Source organism: Streptomyces zagrosensis, assembly GCF_014203645.1.
In the GTDB taxonomy this organism is placed as follows: Bacteria; Actinomycetota; Actinomycetes; order Streptomycetales; family Streptomycetaceae; genus Streptomyces; species Streptomyces zagrosensis.
Genome location: NZ_JACHJL010000006.1, coordinates 119,894 through 140,025, shown reverse-complemented (window position 1 = coordinate 140,025; position 20,132 = coordinate 119,894). Strand labels below are relative to the sequence as shown.

Annotated in this window: 12 protein-coding genes and 1 pseudogene; 11 read left to right on the top strand and 2 right to left on the bottom strand. The window is 70.0% G+C overall.

The genetic code is table 11. The features are described 5' to 3' along the window. Positions 1-82: 82 nt before the first annotated feature. Positions 83-205 (bottom strand): hypothetical protein, encoded by a 123-nt coding sequence (locus FHS42_RS38200; RefSeq protein ID WP_281392744.1) that lies wholly within the window; start codon positions 203-205, stop codon positions 83-85. Here FHS42_RS38200 and FHS42_RS13840 point away from each other — a divergent pair. The 6 genes and pseudogenes from FHS42_RS13840 to glgB all read left to right on the top strand — a co-directional run bounded on the left by FHS42_RS13840 (position 204) and on the right by glgB (position 11,090). Then, the gene (locus FHS42_RS13840; RefSeq protein WP_184572499.1) at positions 204-1,217 is read left to right on the top strand and encodes a helix-turn-helix domain-containing protein; all 1,014 of its coding nucleotides are present in this window, start codon (positions 204-206) and stop codon (positions 1,215-1,217) included. The genes FHS42_RS38200 and FHS42_RS13840 overlap by 2 nt on opposite strands. A 531-nt stretch (positions 1,218-1,748) precedes the next feature. Next, the gene (locus FHS42_RS13835) at positions 1,749-3,875 is read left to right on the top strand and encodes an alpha-1,4-glucan--maltose-1-phosphate maltosyltransferase (RefSeq protein WP_184572498.1); all 2,127 of its coding nucleotides are present in this window, start codon (positions 1,749-1,751) and stop codon (positions 3,873-3,875) included. Beyond that, positions 3,872-5,620: a maltose alpha-D-glucosyltransferase gene (gene treS / locus FHS42_RS13830; protein ID WP_184572497.1), complete on the top strand. Its 1,749-nt coding sequence runs from the start codon at positions 3,872-3,874 to the stop codon at positions 5,618-5,620. Before FHS42_RS13835 ends, treS begins: the two co-directional genes overlap by 4 nt. Positions 5,621-5,856: 236 nt before the next feature. After that, positions 5,857-6,582: pseudogene (locus FHS42_RS39080) on the top strand (maltokinase N-terminal cap-like domain-containing protein); the annotation flags it as partial. Positions 6,583-6,891: 309 nt separating this feature from the next. Further along, a complete protein-coding gene (locus FHS42_RS36210) occupies positions 6,892-8,328 on the top strand; it encodes a phosphotransferase (protein ID WP_446696880.1) in 1,437 nt (478 codons plus the stop codon). A 530-nt stretch (positions 8,329-8,858) separates the two neighbouring features. Continuing rightward, positions 8,859-11,090 (top strand): 1,4-alpha-glucan branching enzyme, encoded by a 2,232-nt coding sequence (gene glgB, locus FHS42_RS13810; protein ID WP_184572674.1) that lies wholly within the window; start codon positions 8,859-8,861, stop codon positions 11,088-11,090. Between the two features lie 373 nt (positions 11,091-11,463). Here the strand turns inward: glgB and FHS42_RS13805 are convergent, their stop codons facing one another. Continuing rightward, the gene (locus tag FHS42_RS13805; protein WP_184572673.1) at positions 11,464-12,930 is read right to left on the bottom strand and encodes a cation:dicarboxylate symporter family transporter; all 1,467 of its coding nucleotides are present in this window, start codon (positions 12,928-12,930) and stop codon (positions 11,464-11,466) included. A 381-nt stretch (positions 12,931-13,311) separates the two neighbouring features. Between FHS42_RS13805 and FHS42_RS13800 the strand changes: the two genes are divergently transcribed. The 5 genes from FHS42_RS13800 (at position 13,312) to FHS42_RS13780 (ending at position 20,129) form a co-directional block, all read left to right on the top strand. Then, positions 13,312-15,381, top strand: coding sequence for a sensor histidine kinase (locus FHS42_RS13800; RefSeq protein WP_184572496.1), 2,070 nt, complete (start codon positions 13,312-13,314; stop codon positions 15,379-15,381). Further along, positions 15,378-16,100 (top strand): response regulator, encoded by a 723-nt coding sequence (locus tag FHS42_RS13795; RefSeq protein WP_184572495.1) that lies wholly within the window; start codon positions 15,378-15,380, stop codon positions 16,098-16,100. Before FHS42_RS13800 ends, FHS42_RS13795 begins: the two co-directional genes overlap by 4 nt. 137 nt (positions 16,101-16,237) lie before the next feature. Beyond that, on the top strand, positions 16,238-17,557 hold the full coding sequence (locus tag FHS42_RS13790; protein WP_312866861.1) for a family 8 glycosyl hydrolase: 1,320 nt from the start codon (positions 16,238-16,240) through the stop codon (positions 17,555-17,557). Positions 17,558-17,829: 272 nt separating this feature from the next. After that, the gene (locus FHS42_RS13785; RefSeq protein ID WP_184572493.1) at positions 17,830-19,191 is read left to right on the top strand and encodes an extracellular solute-binding protein; all 1,362 of its coding nucleotides are present in this window, start codon (positions 17,830-17,832) and stop codon (positions 19,189-19,191) included. After that, a complete protein-coding gene (locus FHS42_RS13780; protein WP_184572492.1) occupies positions 19,188-20,129 on the top strand; it encodes a carbohydrate ABC transporter permease in 942 nt (313 codons plus the stop codon). The genes FHS42_RS13785 and FHS42_RS13780 overlap by 4 nt, the downstream gene beginning before the upstream one ends. The last annotated feature ends 3 nt before the right edge of the window (positions 20,130-20,132 follow it).

The window sequence follows — 20,132 nt, the reverse complement described above, 5'->3', positions numbered from 1 at the left end:
GATGCAGGCCGTTACCTTCTCATCTGGGCGGTTCGATGCCCTGAACGAGTGAGGGCGCGACGGCGCGTTGATCCGGCGGCTCTCACCTGCTCCAGCGCGACGCGGCAACCAGGGCGAGCACATACCTGCCGCTGACATCGGCGTACGTGCCTGTCACTGGCAGGGGCAGGCAGTGGGCGCGGGCGTAGCGGAGACTGGTGAGCATGGACACACCAGCCGAGTTGGGAAACTTCCTGCGCACCCGCCGTGCCCGGCTTCAGCCCGAGGACGTCGGACTCGTCTCGTACGGCGGCCGGCGCCGGGTGCCGGGGCTGCGGCGCGAGGAGCTGGCGCAGCTCGCCGGTGTGAGCGTGGCGTACTACACGCGGCTTGAGCAGGGGCAGAGCGGCAACGCGTCGGACGGGGTCCTCGATGCGATCGCCCGTGCCCTGCGGCTGACCCCCGACGAGCACGAGCATCTACGCAATCTGGCCCGCCCGGGGCGCGCGGCACGGCGCCCCGCTCCGCGCGCCGCGTCGGCCCGCCCCGGGGCCCGGCAGCTCATCGCGGCGATGGATGCGGTGCCGGCGCTGGTTCTCGACCTTCGCTACGACGTGCTGGCCTGGAACCCACTGGGGCACGCCCTGCTGGCCGGGCACGTGGACGCCGCCAGCCCGGAGCACCCCGCCGAGCGGCCGAACACCCAGCGGTTGCTCTTCCTCGATCCGCACGCCCGCGAGCTGTACCCGGACTGGGAGGGCGAGGCGCGCCGCGCCGTGTCCTCGCTGCGCCTCGCGGCGGGCGAACACCCGCAGGACCGACAACTGGCCGAACTGATCGGTGAACTCACCATCAAAAGCGCGGAGTTCGCCGCCCTGTGGTCCCGGCATCCGGTACGGGGCTGCACCAGCGGAGTGAAGTCCTTCCACCACCCGTTGGTCGGGCCGCTGGAGCTGTCGTTCGAGATGCTGCGGCTGCCCGACTCCGGTGGGCAGGGCCTGCTGGCGCTCAGCGCGGAACAGGGCACCCCATCGGAGGCGGCGCTGCGACTGCTCGCCGGCACGGTGGCCGCCGCCCCGCGGGCCACCGCTCCGCTGGATGAGACGCGGCCGGCCGGCGCCGGTACACGGCCCGGGGGCGCGTGGCAGGCCGCAAGCGGCACCTCGCCGGGCGACGCGCCGGGCTATGAGCCGACACCGGACGCCGATACCACCTCCGCCGAGCGTCACCAGAACTAACCGCCGGGGCACCCGACGCCCCCACCTGCGCCTGCCCCGCCGCACACTCCGCCTCGTACGCTCAAGTCCGCACTACGGGTGCGCACTTGAGGCAGCGGTACGCCCGTGCGGGAGCCACTCCGCCCCTCTCCTCCCGGCTAGGGCGAGGTTTTCCCCCGCCGTTGCGGGGCACTTCGGACGAGACCCGCAGGGGCGCGCCCGCCCGGGAAGCAACCGTGGGGTGGGCCGGCGGATCGTCACCGGCCCGGCCGCGCGCACTGAGCGCCGGATCGGCCTGTGGTCCGGCCGCTCGCTCGGCCACCTGGCACCGGCGGCGAGACCTGGCCCCGATCCGGCCGGGGACAGCACGGCACGCGAGCGGCGCACCCACTCGCAGCGGCCTCGACCCTCGCTCAGCCTCCAGTGATCCGCCCACCCGAGTGAACGCGGACAGGAGCGGCCATGCCCGTACCCCGTGATCGGCAGGCACACCCGGTAGAAAGAATCAATGCCCCTCACGCCCGCACGCCAGCGACACCTTCAGGTGATCCCATGATCGGCCGAATTCCCGTGATGGACGTCCGCCCGCTCGTTGACTGTGGAAGGCGCCCAGCGAAAGCAGTGGTGGGCGAGACATTCCAGGTCAGCGCCACCGTCTTCCGCGAGGGCCACGACGCGATCGGGGCCAACGTGGTGCTCCGTGACCCGGCCGGGCGCTGCGGCCCCTGGACGCCGATGCGCGAGCTTGCGCCCGGCACCGACCGCTGGGGCGCCGACATCACCCCGGATCGCGAAGGCCGCTGGACGTACGCGGTCGAGGCGTGGAGCGACCCGGTACGCACCTGGCGGGCACACGCGAAGATCAAGATTCCGGCGGGGATCGACACCGAGTTGGTCCTGGAGGAGGGCGCCCAGTTGTATGAGCGTGCCGCCGCCGGCGTGCCCAAGAGCGACGGTAGGGAGGCGGTACTCAGCGCGATGGACAGGCTGCTCGACGACTGCCGCCCGGTCGCCGACCGACTCGCCGCCGCGCTCACCCCCGAGGTGACCGCCGCACTCGCCCGACACCCGCTGCGTGAGCTACTGACCAGTTCGCGTCCTTCCCCGCTCCAGGTGGAGCGGGAGCGTGCCCTGTTCGGCTCCTGGTACGAGCTGTTTCCGCGCTCCGAAGGAGCCAGGATGACGGCCCCTGAAGAAACCGTGGTGACGGACCGCGAAGGAGGCGCGCCGCCGGTCAGTGGGACCCTGCGGACGGCCGCCGAGCGGCTGCCCGCGGTGGCCGCGATGGGCTTCGACGTGGTCTATCTGCCGCCGATCCACCCCATCGGCACCTCTTTTCGCAAGGGCCCTAATAACTCCCTCTCCGCTGGCCCGCACGATGTGGGTTGCCCGTGGGCGATCGGCTCCGCCGACGGTGGGCACGATGCGATCCACCCCGACCTGGGCACGCTGGAGGACTTCGACCATTTCGTCGCCAAGGCACGCGAGTTGCGGCTTGAGGTGGCGCTCGACTTCGCGCTCCAGTGCTCGCCCGACCACCCCTGGGTGGACCAGCACCCGCAGTGGTTTCACCGCCGGGCCGATGGCTCCATCGCGTACGCGGAGAACCCGCCGAAGAAGTACCAGGACATCTACCCGATCGCCTTCGACGCGGACTTCACAGGCATCGTCCGCGAGACGCTGCGCGTGCTGCGGTTGTGGATGGATCGCGGGGTGCGGATCTTCCGGGTCGACAACCCGCACACCAAGCCGGTGATCTTCTGGGAGAAGGTGATCACCGACATCAACCGCACCCACCCCGATGTCATCTTCCTCGCCGAGGCGTTCACCCGGCCCGCGATGATGCACACCCTGGCGGCGGTCGGCTTCCAGCAGTCGTACACGTACTTCACCTGGCGCAACAGCAAGCGAGAGCTGACCGACTACCTCACCGAACTGTCCGGGGACGCCGCCGCGTACATGCGGCCCAATCTCTTCGTCAACACGCCCGACATCCTGCACGCCTATCTACAGGAGGGCGGCCGGTCCGCGTTCGAGATCCGTGCGGTGCTTGCGGCAACGCTGTCACCGTCCTGGGGCATGTACGCCGGATACGAGCTGTGCGAGCGCACACCGCTGCGCGCGGGCAGCGAGGAGTACCTGCACTCCGAGAAGTACGAACTGCGACCGCGCGACTGGGCAGCAGCGGAGCGCACAAGGGCCACCATCACCCCGCTGATCACCTTGCTCAACCGGCTGCGCCGGCACCACCCCGCCCTGCGGCAGCTCCGTAACCTGCACTTCCACCGCACCAACAACGAGGCGGTCATCGCGTACTCCAAGCGGGTGCCCGAACGGAGGTCCGAGCCCCAGCCGGGGCAGCGGCCCGGCGCGCAGCCGGGGCAGCCCGCGAGCCTGCGCCCGGACGGGCCGAGCGGCCACGCGATGGGCGGCGACTGCATTCTGACCGTGGTCAACCTCGACCCCCACCACACCCACGAGGCCACGGTGTCGTTGGACATGCCAGCACTCGGCCTCGACTGGCACGAGTCACTTTCGGTGCGCGACGAGCTCACCGACACCACCTACCACTGGGGCAGCGACAACTACGTGCGCCTAGAGCCGGGCAGCGGTATCGCGCCCGCGCACGTGTTCTCGCTGCGACCGTCCTCACCGATCGGAGGGTCACCCACACAATGATCGTTAACGAGCCCGTCCAGGACACCTTCGAGGACACACCGGCGGACGACCGGCATCCCGACTGGTTCAAAAGGGCCGTGTTCTATGAGGTGCTGGTCCGCTCCTTCCAGGACAGCAACGGGGACGGCATCGGCGACCTCAAGGGCCTCACATCCAAGCTCGACTATCTGCAATGGCTCGGCGTTGACTGCCTATGGCTGCCGCCGTTCTTCGCCTCGCCGCTGCGTGACGGCGGCTATGACGTCTCCGACTACACGGCCGTACTGCCCGACTTTGGCGACCTGGCCGACTTCGTCGAATTCGTGGATGCGGCGCACCAACGCGGCATGCGCGTCATCATCGACTTCGTCATGAACCACACCAGCGACCAGCACGAGTGGTTCCAACAGTCCCGCAAGGACCCGACCGGTCCCTACGGCGATTTCTATGTCTGGGCGGACGACGACAAGCAGTATCCGGACGCCCGGATCATCTTCGTGGATACGGAGGCTTCCAACTGGACCTTCGACCCGGTACGCAAGCAGTACTACTGGCACCGCTTCTTCTCGCACCAGCCCGACCTCAACTTCGAGAACCCCGCCGTGCAGGAGGAGGTCATCGCGGCGCTGCGCTTCTGGCTTGACCTGGGCATCGACGGATTCAGGCTGGACGCCGTGCCCTATCTGTACGCGGAGGAGGGCACCAACTGCGAAAACCTGCCCCGCACGCACCAATTGCTCAAGCGGGTACGGGCGGAGATCGACGCGCACTACCCGGACACCGTGCTGCTCGCCGAGGCCAATCAGTGGCCGGAGGACGTCGTCGATTACTTCGGCGACTTCCCCCTAGGCGGCGACGAGTGCCATATGGCATTCCATTTTCCGGTCATGCCCCGCATCTTCATGGCGGTGCGCCGCGAGTCCCGCTATCCGGTCTCGGAGATCCTCGCCAAGACCCCGGCCATTCCCTCGGGCTGCCAATGGGGCATCTTCCTGCGCAACCACGACGAACTCACCCTCGAAATGGTCACGGACGAGGAACGTGACTACATGTACGCGGAGTACGCCAAGGACCCCCGGATGCGAGCCAACATCGGCATCCGGCGCCGCCTCGCCCCCTTGCTCGACAATGACCGCAATCAGATCGAGCTGTTCACCGCCCTACTCCTCGCGCTGCCCGGCTCGCCGATCCTCTATTACGGCGACGAAATCGGCATGGGCGACAACATCTGGCTCGGCGACCGGGATGCCGTACGCACCCCGATGCAGTGGACCCCGGACCGCAATGCGGGCTTCTCCTCCTGCGACCCGGGGCGGCTGTTCCTGCCCACGATCATGGACCCGGTCCACGGCTATCAGGTGACCAACGTCGAGGCGGCCATGAGCAGCCCCGCTTCGCTGCTGCACTGGACCCGGCGGATGATCGAAATCCGCAAGCAGAACCCGGCGTTCGGGCTCGGCTCCTTCACCGAGTTGCCCTCAAGCAACCCGGCCGTCCTGGCGTTCTTGCGGGAGCACGGCGACGACCTGGTGCTGTGCGTGAACAACTTCTCGCGGTTCGCGCAGCCCACGGAGCTTGACCTCCAGACGTTCAGCGGGCGCCACCCCGTGGAGCTGATCGGCGGCGTGCGGTTCCCCGCCATCGGCGAGCTGCCCTACCTGCTCACGCTGGCCGGGCACGGCTTCTACTGGTTCAGGCTGCGGCCGGCCGAGGGCGCCGAGCGCGCAGACCTCAACGGCCTGCCGGGCCATGTAGCGGTGCGCTGAGCCAGTAGCGGTGCGCTGAATCACGCGCCGTACCCAGCCTTGCGTACGGCGCTGACCAGGCCCCGCCCGGGACCCGGCCGCAGCGCGCGCCGCGGTTCCCCCGTACGCGTCCACTTCGGGCGCGTACGGGTGTTATTTCCTCGGCACGAGGGGAACCCCTCCCACGACCCCGCAGATGGGTTGAGCCGATCGCAGTGGCGGCGCGCACGCCGCACCGTCCCCACGGCGCTTTCCGGATGACGCCTCTTCGGCGCAACCCGGCTCATGGTCTAAGGCGCTCGACCCTGCCGGGATGTCGCCGGCGGCGCGGGAAAGCCGCAGTGCGCAAGCAGGCGGCCCACCGGCACGATCGCGCACCATCTCGCACGTTTTTCAGGCCCCACAGCAGTTCTCCGCGGGGATGGCGCCCCCGGGCGCGCCCGGGGCGTCTCCCGAGAGGTACTCCCACCGCGCGCCGCCGCACAGAAAATGCCGCAATCCGGGACACTTCATCCTATCTGTCGTGTGCCCCGGGGAAAGGACGCGACGTCATGTCGGACGCCTCAATGTCCCGGGGGTCACCCCCCACACCCTCGCCTACAGCGGCAAGTGCCGCGCACCTGACTTCCGTGAACGAGGTCGCCGCGGGAGCGTGCGGCGAGAAGTGGGCCGCCATGCGTACGGGCGCCACGCAGCCGGATGGCGCGCAGGCGGATGGCGCGCTACTGGCTGGCTCGCCGCTGGATGGCTCGCTAGCAAGCGGCCCGGACAGCGGTCGCAAGCGGGCCGCCGTGGAGGCGAGCGGCGGCAAGGCGTTGCTGGCCTCCCTTGCGCCGCTGCTCACGGAGTGGCTGCCCCGGCAGCGCTGGTTCGCGGGCAAGGGCCGCCCGATCGGCGGCTTCACCCTGGTCTCCGCTGCTGAGTTGCTCCCTTGCACGGGTGGCGGCAGCACGGTGGGCCTGCTGCACCTGCTGGTACGGGTGCACCAGCCCGAGTCGGCGACGGATGACGCGCAGCCCGCGGGCGCCGCAGCGGCAGGCGACGGCGCCTCAGCGGTCAGTGGAGCGGCGGACGATGGCGGAGCTATGGCCGATGGCCGAGCGGCGGACGGAGCGACAGGGACGGCGGGGGCGACGGGGGCGACGGGGGCGACGGGGGCGACGGGGGCGACGGGGGCGAAACCATCCTCCGCAACGCGGACAGGGCAACCACCGGAGTCGTCGGACTGCTATCAACTGCTGCTCGGCGTGCTGCCTCCGGTCCCGAACCGCACCACTTCGCGGGGCCCGGTGATGGAGGTGACCGCCGTATTGCCGCCGCGGCTGGCCCATGCGCTGGTCGGCCGCCCGGCGAGTGGTCCGTTGCGCGGCCTCGTCTTGTACGAGGCTCTGGCCGATCCGCGGCTGGCCACCTTGCTCCTCGAACGCCTGCGGATGCCCGGCACGTTCGGACCGCTGCGCTTCCTTCGCGAACCCGGCGCCACCATCGCATCCGGCCTCGCACCCCGGCCGCTCGCCACCGAGCAGTCCAACTCCTCGGTGGTGTACGGCGATGCGTACATCCTCAAGGTCTTCCGCCGGATCGCCCCCGGCATCAACCCCGATCTTGAGGTGGCCCTTGCCCTGGCGCGAGCCGGCTGCCGCCGAGTGCCCGCGCCCACCGCGTGGTTCGAGACGACAACCACGCCCGGAGCACCGTCCGGGACGCAGCACGGAGGCAGGCCCACCGCGACGGGGCACGGGGCGGGGAGCGCGATGGGTGACGGGGCACGGAGCACGGAGCACGGGGCGGGGAGCGCGACGGGGCACGGAGCACGGAGCGCCAAGGAACACGGGGCCTGGAGCGCGACGGGGCACGGGGCGGGGAGCGCGACGGGTGGCGGAACAGCGGGGTCCCTGCCCGTGGCGCGCGAGACGCTGACCTTGGGCCTCCTTCAGCCCTATCTCGCCGACTCCACCGATGGTTGGCAGTACGCCCTGGACCACCTGACGGGGGCTGCGGGTTTCGCCCGGGTCACCGACTTCACCGAGGCCGCGCACGCGCTCGGGCAGGCCACCGCCGAGGTCCATCTCGCGCTCGCGCGGTCGCTGCCCACCACCGCACTACGCCGGCCGCAGATCGAACGCCTCACCACCGCCATGTCCCGCCGGCTGGATGTCGTTGCGGGCGCCGTGCCCGCACTGCGTCCCTATCGCGGGGCGCTTCGAGCCGCCTTCGCCGACCTCGCCTCGCTCGGCGCCACCGGACGCTGCTGGCCAGCCCAGCGCGTGCACGGCGATCTCCACCTCGGGCAGGTACTGCGCTCCGCGCGGGATGGCCGGTGGACCTTAATCGACTTCGAGGGGGAGCCTGCCAGCCCGCTGGCCGAACGGCGGCGCCCGCAGCCGGTGGTCCGTGATGTCGCCGGGATGCTCAGGTCGTTCGACTACGCGGCGGCGGTGGCTACGCGAAGCGGACGAAACGGACGGAGCCACCCCGCCGGCCGGGCCGAGGACGAGGCGGCCCGGCTGCGGGAGTGGGCCCGTTCCGCCCGCGCCGCGTACTGCGCCGGTTACGCCGCGACCTCCGGATACGACCCGCGCAATGACCCGGAGCTGCTGCGCGCGTACGAGACCGACAAGGCCGTTTACGAAGTGCTCTACGAGGCCAGGCACCGGCCCGACTGGCTTCCCGTCCCCCTGTCCGCGATCCAGCGTCTGGCCGGGCCCCACGCCCGGAGCACGACATAAGCCGTCTTCCTGACGTCCCCTCAGCTCTGGAGGAGTATCCCGTGACCGCTCACCCGTCCCCCGGCTCCTGGCAAGGGGAGCCCCCCGGCCACCGTGACCGCCGCCCCACTGCACCCCCCGCTGCACCCCCCACCGCGCGATCGGCCGAACCACCGGCACCGCCCGACACGCCGGCGGCCGATACGCCGGGTGCCGCCACCGGCCCGGCCGGGACCGTCACCCATGGCCATCCGCGCGCTGCCGACCATGGCATCGATCGGCTCTCGTACGACGGCCGGCCAACGCCCCGCGCCCCCCAACGCCCCGCAGCGCGCACTGCGCCCACGGGGCTTGGGGCGCCCGCCGTACCTCCCGCGTTCAGGGCATCCGCCACGCCTCCCCCGTCCACCGCGCCCCCCTTGCCCACGGCGCCCGTGAAGCCCCCCGCGCCCGATGCGTCGCGTGTGACCCACGCGCCCGGGACGCCCGAGCCACCGCACGTACGGCAGGGGCGTCCGGTCGTCGCCGCGCAGACGACGGGCGGCCGTGGGGTGCGGGCCGCCGCGCCGCTCGATCCCGATGAGCGGCGGCGGCTGCTCGACGGCGCGCACCACGACCCACACGCGCTACTCGGCGCGCACCTGGAACAGGACGGGGTGCGGTTTCGAGTGTTGCGGCCCTTTGCCCGTACCGTCACCGTCATCGCGGACGGGCTACGGGCCCGGTTGCAGACCGAGGGGGATGGCCTGTTCGCTGGCGTGCTGCCCCTGCCCGAGGTACCGGCCTACCGGTTGGCCGTCGCCTACGAGAACGATGGGAACGACAGCTCCAGCGACAACAGGAACAGCAGCGGCGAGCTTGCGCTGCATGACCCGTACCGGTTCCTGCCCGCCATCGGTGAACTCGATCTGCATCTGATTCGCGAGGGACGGCACGAGGAGCTGTGGAACGCGCTGGGCGCGCGGCCGATGACCCACCAGGACGTCACCGGGACCCGCTTCACCGTCTGGGCGCCGAACGCGCTCGGCGTGCGGGTGACCGGGGACTTCTCCTACTGGGACGGGACCGCCTACCCCATGCGCTCGCTCGGCAGCAGCGGGGTGTGGGAGCTGTTCCTGCCGGGCGTCGGTGAGGGGGCGCTGTACAAGTTCGAGATCACCCGCCCCGACGGCTCGCGTACGCTGCGCGCCGACCCGATGGCGCGGCGCACCGAGTGCCCGCCCGCGACCGCGTCCGTCGTCCATGCCTCGCACCACTCCTGGGGGGACGGGGCGTGGATGGCGCGCCGTGGCGAGCGCCCCGTGCACGAGGCGCCGTTCTCCGTATACGAGGTGCATCTCCCCTCGTGGCGGCCGGGGTTGACGTATCGAGAGCTCGCCGATCAGCTTCCGGGTTATGTGCAGGATCTCCGGTTCACACATGTGGAGTTGATGCCGGTCGCCGAGCATCCGTTCGGCGGCTCCTGGGGTTATCAGGTGACGGGTTTCTACGCGCCCACGGCCAGGCTTGGCACTCCGGACGACTTCAAGTACCTGGTGGACGCGTTGCACCGAGCCGGGGTCGGGGTGTTGGTGGACTGGGTGCCCGCGCACTTCCCACGGGACGAGTGGGCATTGGCGGAGTTCGACGGCAGGCCACTGTACGAACACGGCGACCCGGCGCGAGCGGCACATCCGGATTGGGGCACGCTGGAGTTCGACTACGGGCGCACGGAGGTACGGAACTTTCTGGTCGCCAACGCGGTGTACTGGTGCGAGGAGTTCCACATCGACGGGCTGCGGGTGGACGCGGTGGCCTCGATGCTCTACCTCGACTACTCGCGGGAGCCGGGCGGCTGGACGCCGAACGTGTACGGCGGCCGGGAGGACCTGGACGCGGTGGCCTTCCTCCAGGAGATGAACGCCACGGTCTACCGCCGCTGCCCCGGCGTCGTGACGATCGCCGAGGAGTCCACCGCCTGGGACGGCGTGACCCGTGCGACCCACCACATCGGCCCGGGCGGCTTCGGTGGGCTCGGCTTCGGCCTGAAGTGGAACATGGGCTGGATGCACGACTCGCTCGGCTATATGGCGCACGAGTCGGTGCACCGTAAGTACCACCACCACGAGATGACGTTCTCAATGGTCTACGCGTACTCCGAGAACTACGTGCTGCCGATCTCGCACGATGAGGTCGTGCACGGCAAGCGCGCCCTGGTCTCCAAGATGCCGGGCGACTGGTGGCAGCAGCGCGCCAACCACCGCGCCTACCTCGGCTTCATGTGGGCCCACCCCGGCAAACAACTTCTCTTCATGGGGCAGGAGTTCGCTCAGGGCGCGGAGTGGTCGCAGGGGCACGGCCCGGACTGGTGGTTGCTTGACCCCTCGTACACGGCGGAGCCCGACCATCGCGGCGTGCGGGACCTGGTGCGCGATCTCAATACAAGTTACGCGGCGACGCCCGCGCTGTGGGAGCGCGACACGGCGCCCGAGGGGTTCGCCTGGATCGAAGGGGACGCGGGCGAGGACAACGTGTTTGCGTTCTCGCGCCACGATGCGCAGGGCAGGCCGCTGGTGTGCGTGAGCAACATGTCACCCGTGGTGCGACATGGGTACCGGATCGGGGTACCGGCTGCGGTGCCTGGATGGCAAGAAGTGCTGAACACCGATGCGGAGCGATACGGCGGCAGCGGCGTCGGCAATCCCGAGCTGCTGAAGGCCGAGCCGGTGAGTTGGCACGGGCGGCCCGCATCCATCGTGCCGGTGCTCCCACCGCTGGCGACGATCTGGCTGCGGCCCGCGTAGCTGCGGGATGCACGGCGCACTAGGCGTACGAGGGCGTACACGTACATGGTTGTACGTGGATGTATGTGGGCGTACGAGGCGGGCGCTCGGTGGGCGAGTGAGCCGCCCCGTCCTTGGGAGAGCGGGGACGGGGCGGCGGGTGGGGCGAGATGGGGTGAGTTCTCGCCCCGTGGAGATGGCCTGTCCGGCACCTGCCCCGCCTGCGGCGATCCAGTCACCGGCCTGCGGCTATCCGGCGCGGCCGGTGGCCGAGGCTGCCGGCTCAGTGCGGGTGGCCAAGGCGGAGCCGACCCCAGCACTAGCGGCCCAGGCTGGGCCGTCCCGGCCCCCGCGACCGAGGCCGGGCCGGGCCGGCCCGTCAACGGGCCATGCACTACACCTTCGCGGTCCGCTGCCCGCCGACGCCAGCACCAGCACCAGCACCAACACCCGAGCCAGCGCCCGCACCAACACCAGCATCCGCGCCGGCGTCGGAGTCCGCCGATGCCTGCTTGGACAGGGCGACCCGCTCGCCCGGGCCGTCCACGGGCTCGTCCTCATCGGCTGCCGGGCCGCCGTGGCTGTCGTTGAGCAGGGTGCGTTCGTCGAACGGCAGCCGTCCGGCCAGCACCTCGTGCATCCGGTCCCGGTCGATCTCCTTGGTCCAGGTGCCGACGAGCACTGTGGCCACCGCGTTGCCCGCAAAGTTCGTCATCGCGCGGGCCTCGCTCATGAAGCGGTCGATGCCGACGATCAGACCTACGCCGTCCACCAGTTCCGGGCGATGCGACTGGAGACCGCCGGCCAGCGTGGCGAGTCCGGCGCCGGTGACTCCGGCGGCCCCCTTCGACGCGACGATCATGAACAGCAGCAGCGAGACCTGCTGACCAAGGGAGAGCGGCTCACCCATCGCCTCCGCAATGAACAGCGAGGCCATCGTCAGATAGATCGCAGTGCCGTCCAGGTTGAAGGAGTAACCGGTGGGGACGGTGATGCCGACGACCGGCTTGCTGACGCCCGCGTGCTCCATCTTCGCGATGAGCCGCGGCAGCGCCGACTCGGACGAGGAGGTGGACAAGATCAGCAAGAACTCCCGCGCCAGGTACTTCAGCAGCAGGAACAGGTTTACGCCGGCGACGAGCCGCAAGATCGTGCCGAGCACGACGACCACGAAGAGCAGACACGTGGTGTAGAAGCCGATCATGATGACCGCGAGCGATTTCAGCGCGTCGATACCCGTCTCGCCGATCACGGCCGCGATGGCACCGAAGGCACCCACGGGGGCCGCCCACATGATCATCGCGAGCACGCGGAAGACCAGTCGCTGCACATGCCCGATGCCGCGCAGGATCGGTTCGCCCGTCTTCCCCATGGCCTGGAGCGCGAAGCCGACCAGGAGCGCGATCAGCAGCGTCTGGAGCACCTCGCCTTGGGTGAAGGCGGACATCATGCTGGTCGGGATGATGCCGAGCGGGAACTCCTCGGTGGACTCACTGGCTCCTGCGGCCTCACCCTGTCCCGCCTTGGCCGCGTCGGTGGTCAGATGCAGCCCGCTGCCGGGCTCCAGGATGTTGCCGACCAGCAGCCCGATGGCGAGCGCGACCGTGGACATCAACAGGAAGTAGCCAAGCGCCAGGCCACCGACCGCGCCCACCTTGGCGGCCTTACGTACCGATCCCACACCGAGCACGATCGTGCAGAAGATGATCGGCGAGATCATCATCTTGATCAGGTTCACAAAGCCGGTGCCGATCGGCTTGAGCTCGACGGCGAAGTCAGGCGCTACGAATCCCAGCGTGATGCCGAGCAGTACGGCAATGACGACAAAGAGATAGAGATAGTGCGTCTTGTCCCGCTTCACGGGCCCTGGCGCCGCCTGCCCGGACGCCTGTCCCGATGTCTTCCCGGACGACTGTCCCAGTGTCTTCTCGGACGACTGTCCCAGCGTCTTCCCGGACGCCTGTCCCGGTGTCTTTCCGGATTCCGGTGGCGTCTGGCCCGGTTCCCGCGGCGAGGTCTGCGCAGCCACGGCTGCCTCCTTCGGTCGTGCGTGATGCTCGGCATGGCTGAGAGCTGCATGGGTACGGCTCAGCCGCCGACGCTGAGTACATCTGGCCGGGCCGCTCGGCGGGGTACCTGCGACTCACGTGCTGGATGTCCCGGCGACTATCCATCACGCTGTGACGGCGGTCACCCTTACGTTCATTACGTTCATACGCGGCACAGCGGGCACACTGAGCCGATGCGCATCCCCCGCCCTCGCAGCCTCGCTGGTCAGCTCTTCGCCATGCAGGTCGTGCTGGTCGCGGCCGTGGTCGCCGGGTGCGCCGTCTTCACGTACGTGACTGCCAGGGGCGAGGCCGAGGAGGCCGCGCGCCGCCAGGCACAGACCGCGGCCACGACCATCGCCAACTCGCCGGCCATCGCCGAAGCGGTGCGTTCGCCCGATCCCACGGCCGTGCTCCAGCCGTACGCGGAACGGGTGCGCCTCGACTCCGGTGTCGCCTTTGTCACGATCATGAATACGCGCGGCGTCCGCTGGACCCACCCCGAGCCCAGCCGGATAGGTGAGAAGTTCCTCGGCCACACCGGCCCCGCGCTGCGCGGTCGCGTCTTCTCGGAGACGTACACGGGCACGCTCGGCCCCTCCGTACGCGCGGTCGCCCCGGTGCGCGAGGGCGGCGGCACGGACGGCCCGGGCCCGGTGGTCGCGCTGGTGAGCGCGGGCATCACCATCGAGGAGATCACCGAGCAAGAGCGGCGCCAGGTGTTCGCGCTCATCGGCGTCGCGCTAGCCGCGCTCGCCCTCGGCGGCCTGGGCACGTACATCATCAACGCCCGGCTGCGCCGCCATACGCACGGCATGAACGCCAACGAGCTCAGCCAGTTGCACGACTACCACCAGGCGACGCTCCATGCGGTACGGGAGGGGCTGGTGATGCTCGACGGGCAGCGCAGGATCGCACTCATCAACGACGGCGGACGGGAGCTGCTGGGCCTCAACACCGCGCCGGTCGCCGCCGCACTCACCACCGAACCCAACGCCGGGCCCGGCACCACGCCGAAGGGCTCCGCGCCCAGCCCAGGCGCGGCTAGCGCCGGTGAGCACGGTGTCGCCCCCAGCGGTCAGCGCGGCGTGCCTCTCGTGGGGCGACACGTGCACGAGTTGGGCCTGCCCGCGCCGCTGACCGCCGCACTGCTCGACCCGCAGCCGCGCGTCGATGAGCTGCATCTGACGGCCGACCGCGTCCTGGTCCTCAGCTCCGCGCCGGTCAGCAGTCGCGGTCAGCGCGGCTCCGTGGTGACCTTGCGCGACCACACCGAGCTCCAGGCCCTGTCGGGCGAGCTGGATTCGGTACGCGGCTTCGCCGAGGCGCTCCGTTCGCAGGCGCACGAGGCGGCGAACCGACTGCACGCCGTGGTGTCCCTCATCGAACTCGGCCGCGCCGATGAGGCCGTGGACTTCGCCACCGCCGAGCTCCAACTGGCACAGGCCCTCACCGACCAGGTCGTCGGCGCGGTCGCCGAACCGGTGCTCGCCGCCCTGCTCCTGGGCAAGGCGGCACAGGCCAGCGAGCACGGGGTGGACTTCGTCCTCACTCCCGAAAGCCACGTGGACGACGGACTCCTGCCGCCGAGCCTCCCGGCGCGCGACCTGGTGACGATCTTGGGCAATCTGGTGGACAACGCGATCGACGCGGCGGCCGACGCACACGCCATGGCCGCACCAGGCCGCCCCAGCACTGCCGATACGGACCTGGGTCGGGCACCCGGCAGAGGCCGGCCGACGAGCCCGGCGGCAGCGGCCCTACCGCACGAGGCCGAGTCGATGAGCGAAGCACTGTCCGCCGAAGAGGCCGAAGAGGCCGAAGAGGCCGCGATGCTGCGCACCGGCGGCGTGCTGGGCCACGGCGCCGGGGCCCGCGCGGGCATGCGGCGGGGGCGGGTCGAGGTAACCGTGCAGGCGCTGGACGGCGAGTTGTCGCTACGCGTCGGGGACAACGGCCCAGGAGTCGGCCCCGGGGCCGCCGAGGAGATCTTCCAGCGGGGCTGGAGCACCAAGGCGGTGCCCGGACACGGGCTCGGCCTCGCCATCGTGCGGCAGGCGGTGCACCGCAACGGTGGCACCATCACGCTGGGCCGCGCCCCGGAGGGCGGCGCCGAGTTCACGGTCCGCCTCCCCCTGCGTACCCCATCGGACGCCGCCCCGGGCCCGTACCCCGGCACGGACACCAGCACGGGCACAGACACCAGCACGGGCCCCCGCTCCGGCGGCGGGGCGGGGGCCGGGGCCTCCGATGAGGCCTCATGAGCACCCCCGAGCCCGATGGCAGCAGGGCCAGCGAGCCGATTCGGGTGCTCGTCGTCGAGGACGACCCCGTCGCGGCGGACGCGCACGCACTGTACGTCGGCCGGGTGCCCGGCTTCACCGTGGTGGGCACCGCGCACTCCGGCTCCGAGGCGCGCCGCAAGCTGGACCGTACGGCCATCGACCTGCTGCTGCTTGACCTGTACCTGCCTGATGGCCATGGGCTGCGTTTGGTGCGGACGCTCCGGGCGACCGGCCATGGCGTGGATGTCATCGCGGTGACGTCGGCCCGGGATCTCGCCGTCGTACGGGAGGGCGTCTCGCTCGGGGTGGTGCAGTACGTGCTGAAGCCGTTCACCTTCGCGACCTTGCGCGAGCGGCTGATGCGGTACGCGGAGTTCCGGGCCACGGTGACCATGGGGGAAGCCAGCGGCCAGGACGAGGTGGACCGGGCCCTTGCGGCGCTGCGCGCGCCGCAGTCGGCCGAGTTGCCGAAGGGGCTGACGTTGGCCACCTTGCAGAGCGTGACCGACGCGCTGCGTGCGGCCCCGGACGGCAGCTCCGCGAACGCGACGGCCGAGGCGGTGGGCATCTCGCGGATCACGGCCCGGCGCTATCTGGAGTACCTGGTGGACACCGGCCGCGCGGCCCGCACACCGCAGTACGGGCAGGTGGGCCGCCCCGAGCTGTCCTATCGCTGGGTCTCCCCCGGCACCCGGTAGCCCCACAGAGCGCTTCAGCAGCACATACACGCAAACGCCGAGTAAACAGGAAACTTTCCTATTGATCGCCTTGTCGCGTTCAAGTGCGCTCGCTACCGTTCACATCTCCAACTCCCGCCCCAGGATGGAGTCATGACGTGGCAAAGGTGAGAAACCGCGGCACGCTCGCCGTGTTCACAGCCGTCACCCTCGCCGGCGGCGGCGGACTCTGGCTCGCCGGCGTGCCCAGCAGTCACGCCGCACCCGCCGCCCCCGCCTCGGCCGCAAGCCCCGCCGCGGCCCCCACCGACGTTGGCCCGCGCACTCAGGCCGCCCCCGCCATCCCGTTCGGCAGCCACTCCTTCTCGTACGCCAAGGGCACCCTCAGCCCGTCCGGCGACCGGCAGGCCAACGACGCCAAGGTCGCCTCCTTCTACAAGAAGTGGAAGGCGAACTTCGTCAAGCAAAACTGCGGCAACGGCTGGTACCAGGTGTATTCGCCCGACGCCGACCATGCGTACGTCGGTGAGGCGCAGGGATACGGCATGGTCATCACCGCGACCATGGCCGGCGCCGACGCCGACGCGCAGCAGATCTTCGACGGCCTCCTGAAGTACGTGCTGGCGCACCCCTCGTCGATCAACAAGGATCTGCACGCCGCCGAGCAGAACGAGAGCTGTAAGAGCGTCAACGGCACCGACTCGGCGACCGACGGCGACCTCGACATCGCGTACGGGCTGCTCCTCGCCGACCGGCAGTGGGGCAGCTCCGGTGCGTACGACTACAAGGCGCTGGCCGTCAAGCGGATCAACGCGATCAAGAAGAGCGAGCTGCACAGCGGCACCAAGCTGCTCAAGCTCGGCGACTGGTCGTCGGGCGACGACGACAAAATCTCCCGCACCTCCGACTGGATGGCCGGCCACTTCCGGGCGTTCAAGAAGGCCACCGGGGACACCACCTGGGACGCGGTGCGCACCAAGACGCAGCAGGTCATCGCGGACCTCCAGGACAAGCACGCGCCGAAGACCGGGCTGCTGCCCGACTTCGTGGTGAACACCACCAGCACGCCCAAGCCCGCTTCGGGCAAGGTGCTGGAGGACGAGAACGACGGCGACTACGACTGGAACGCCTGCCGCGACCCGTGGCGCATCGGCACCGACGCCGCCCTGCACGGGGACGGGGCGTCGAAGAAGGCGGCCGGCAAGCTGAGTTCATGGGCCGAGTCGAAGACCGGGGGCAACCCGTCGAAGATCCTCAACGGTTACCGGCTGAACGGCTCGGCGTACGGTGACGGCAACGATGCCGCGTTCTTCGCGCCGTTCGCGGTCGCGGCGATGACCGATGGCGACGGCCAGGCGTGGCTGGACGCGCTGTGGAAGAAGCTGGCCGCCACCTCGCCGAGCTCGGGCGACTACTACTCCGCCAGCGTGCAACTACAGTCGATGCTGGTCGTCACGCACAACTTCTGGACCCCCTGACCCCACCCGCTCACCTCACCCGCGGCCCGGCGCCTCACCACGGCGCCGGGCCGCGCGTGCGCCCACCGAGATCCGCCCCGCCACATCTGCCCCACGGCCCCGCACCACTGGGCACCGCCGCGCTGCGCCGTACCGGTGTACCCGACGATGCAGCGAGGTGGGGCCATTGACCAGCCGTCAGAGTTGCTCGTACGGTCGCCGGACAGTCACAGCCGCGCCCCCTCGGCGTCTCCTCAGCGCCGAAGAGCGCTGTGCCCAAGGAGGCCGTGCCCGTGCGCCCCACCGCCCCGCTCATCCTCTCCGCCGCCCTCGCGATCACGGCCACCTCGCTCACCGCATGCGGAGCGTTCGGGAACGACCCGAACACCCTCAAGGTCGTGTATCTGCGCAACACGGACAACAAGGTCCGGCACATGGACCACTACCTGTCCATGGTGAAGAAGCAGTTCGAACGCGAGCACCGGGGCAAGAAGGTCAAGCTGATCCCCATCCAGGCGGCGCAGCCCGACTACTGGGTGAAGATCCAGCAGATGATGCGCTCGTCGAAGACCGCGCCCGATGTCGTCTACGAGGACACGTTCATCATCAACTCCGATGTCGCCAGCGGCTATCTGCGCCCCCTCGATCGCTATCTGAGGACGTGGCGGGACTGGGATGCGTTCCTCCCGCAGGCCAGGACCGCGGCCAAGGCGGAGGACGGCAAGACGTACGGAGTGCCGATCGGGACCGACACCAGGGGCCTGTGGTTCAACAAGAAGGTGTTCGCCACGGCGGGCCTGCCCACGAACTGGCAGCCCAAGACCTGGGACGAGCTCCTGACGGCGGCCCGCACCATCAAGAAGAAGGTGCCGGGCGTCATCCCGCTCAACGTCTACACCGGCAAGGGCCCGGGCGAGGCGTCGGTGATGCAGGGCTTCGAAATGCTGCTTTACGGCACCGGCGCCGATCCGCTCTACGACCCGAAGGCAAAGAAGTGGATCGCCGGCGGACAGGGCTTCAAGGACGCGCTCGGCTTCCTCAAGACCGTTTACGGCGAACGCCTCGGCCCGCACCCATCGGATGCGGTGGACCCCAATGTCACCACCCGGGTCGCCACCGAACTGCTCCCGGAGGGGAAGGTCGCCATCGCGCTGGACGGCTCCTGGATGGGCCAGTTCTGGCGGGAGACCGGCGGGCGCCCCTGGCCCGAGTGGTCCCGCGCCCTCGGGCAGGCCCCCATGCCCACCCAGTACGGTGATCCGCCCGGCAAGGTCAGCATGTCCGGTGGCTGGACCTGGGCCATCCCCGCCAAGTCCGAGAAGCCCGACCTGGCCTGGAAGCTCATCGAGACGCTGCAAACCCAGCCGAACGCGGTCGAGTGGACCCTGCGCGATGCGCAGATCGCCGTGCGCGAGGACGTCGCCACGGACCGCAGATATCTGACATCGATGCCGGGGATCAGGTTCTTCACCGACCTGGTGCGCCACACCCACTACCGGCCCGCCCTGCCGGTCTACCCGCGGGTCTCCTCCGCCATCGGCGAGGCGATGGAGGCGGTCACCACCAGCGGCACCTCTGCGGCCTCGGCCGCGAAGGACTACGACAAGGAACTGCGGTCCATCGCCGATGGCAAGGTGGTGAACCGCAGCCGATGAGCACCCTCACCCAGCAACCGGCCGAGCCCGAGCCGACCCCGCCCCCCGCATCGGTCTCCCCCAAGGCCACCGGCACCGTCCGCCGGCACCGCCCGCTGCGCTGGCTGCCGCTCGCCCCGGCCACCGTGCTCCTGCTGCTGTTCCTCGGCGGCCCCATCGTCTACTGCGTCGCCATCGCCTTCACCGACATGCAGTTGACCGGATCGTCCTCCACGAGCTTCGTCGGCTTCGACAACTTCCAGCGCGCGTTCGATGACAAGCACTTTCGCAACGCCGTCGTCCTCACCCTCACCTTCACCTTCCTGTCCTCCATCGTCGGCCAAAACACCCTGGGGCTCGCCCTCGCCCTGCTGATGCGCCGCGCGTCCAAGCCGGTGCGTACGCTCACCGGCTCCATCGTGATCGCGGCCTGGGTAGTCCCGGAGATCGTCGCGGGCTTCTTGCTGTACGCGTTCTTCCGCGACGAGGGCACCCTCAACTCCGTACTCGACTGGGCCCATCTGCCGTCCCAGGACTGGCTGTACAGCGCGCCCATCGTCGCCGTCTCCATCGCCAACGTATGGCGCGGCACGGCGTTCTCGATGCTCATCTACTCCGCCGCACTCTCCGACGTTCCCCGGGAAATCACCGAGGCCGCCGAGGTGGACGGGGCGGGCGGCTGGCGCCAGTTGTGGTTCATCACGCTGCCGATGATCCGCCGCTCCATCGGCACCAACCTGATGCTGAACACGCTGCAAACCCTCTCCGTGTTCGGGCTGATCTGGGCCATGACCCGTGGCGGACCCGGCAACCGCAGCCAGACACTGCCGGTGTTCATGTACGACCAGGCGTTCCTCAAGGCCCTCATCGGCTACGGCACGGCCGTGGCCCTTTTGCTGCTGCTCATCGGGGCCCTGTTCTCCGCCGTCTATCTGCGCCTGCTCCGTACGGAGGTATGAGGA

Coding starts and splice junctions, on each gene's coding strand:
- FHS42_RS13840 (WP_184572499.1), top strand. CDS start 204: ATGGACACACCAGCCGAGTTGGGAAACTTCCTGCGCACCCGCCGTGCC.
- FHS42_RS38200 (WP_281392744.1), bottom strand. CDS start 205: ATGCTCACCAGTCTCCGCTACGCCCGCGCCCACTGCCTGCCCCTGCCA.
- FHS42_RS13835 (WP_184572498.1), top strand. CDS start 1,749: ATGATCGGCCGAATTCCCGTGATGGACGTCCGCCCGCTCGTTGACTGT.
- treS (WP_184572497.1), top strand. CDS start 3,872: ATGATCGTTAACGAGCCCGTCCAGGACACCTTCGAGGACACACCGGCG.
- FHS42_RS36210 (WP_446696880.1), top strand. CDS start 6,892: ATGGAGGTGACCGCCGTATTGCCGCCGCGGCTGGCCCATGCGCTGGTC.
- FHS42_RS13800 (WP_184572496.1), top strand. CDS start 13,312: ATGCGCATCCCCCGCCCTCGCAGCCTCGCTGGTCAGCTCTTCGCCATG.
- FHS42_RS13795 (WP_184572495.1), top strand. CDS start 15,378: ATGAGCACCCCCGAGCCCGATGGCAGCAGGGCCAGCGAGCCGATTCGG.
- FHS42_RS13780 (WP_184572492.1), top strand. CDS start 19,188: ATGAGCACCCTCACCCAGCAACCGGCCGAGCCCGAGCCGACCCCGCCC.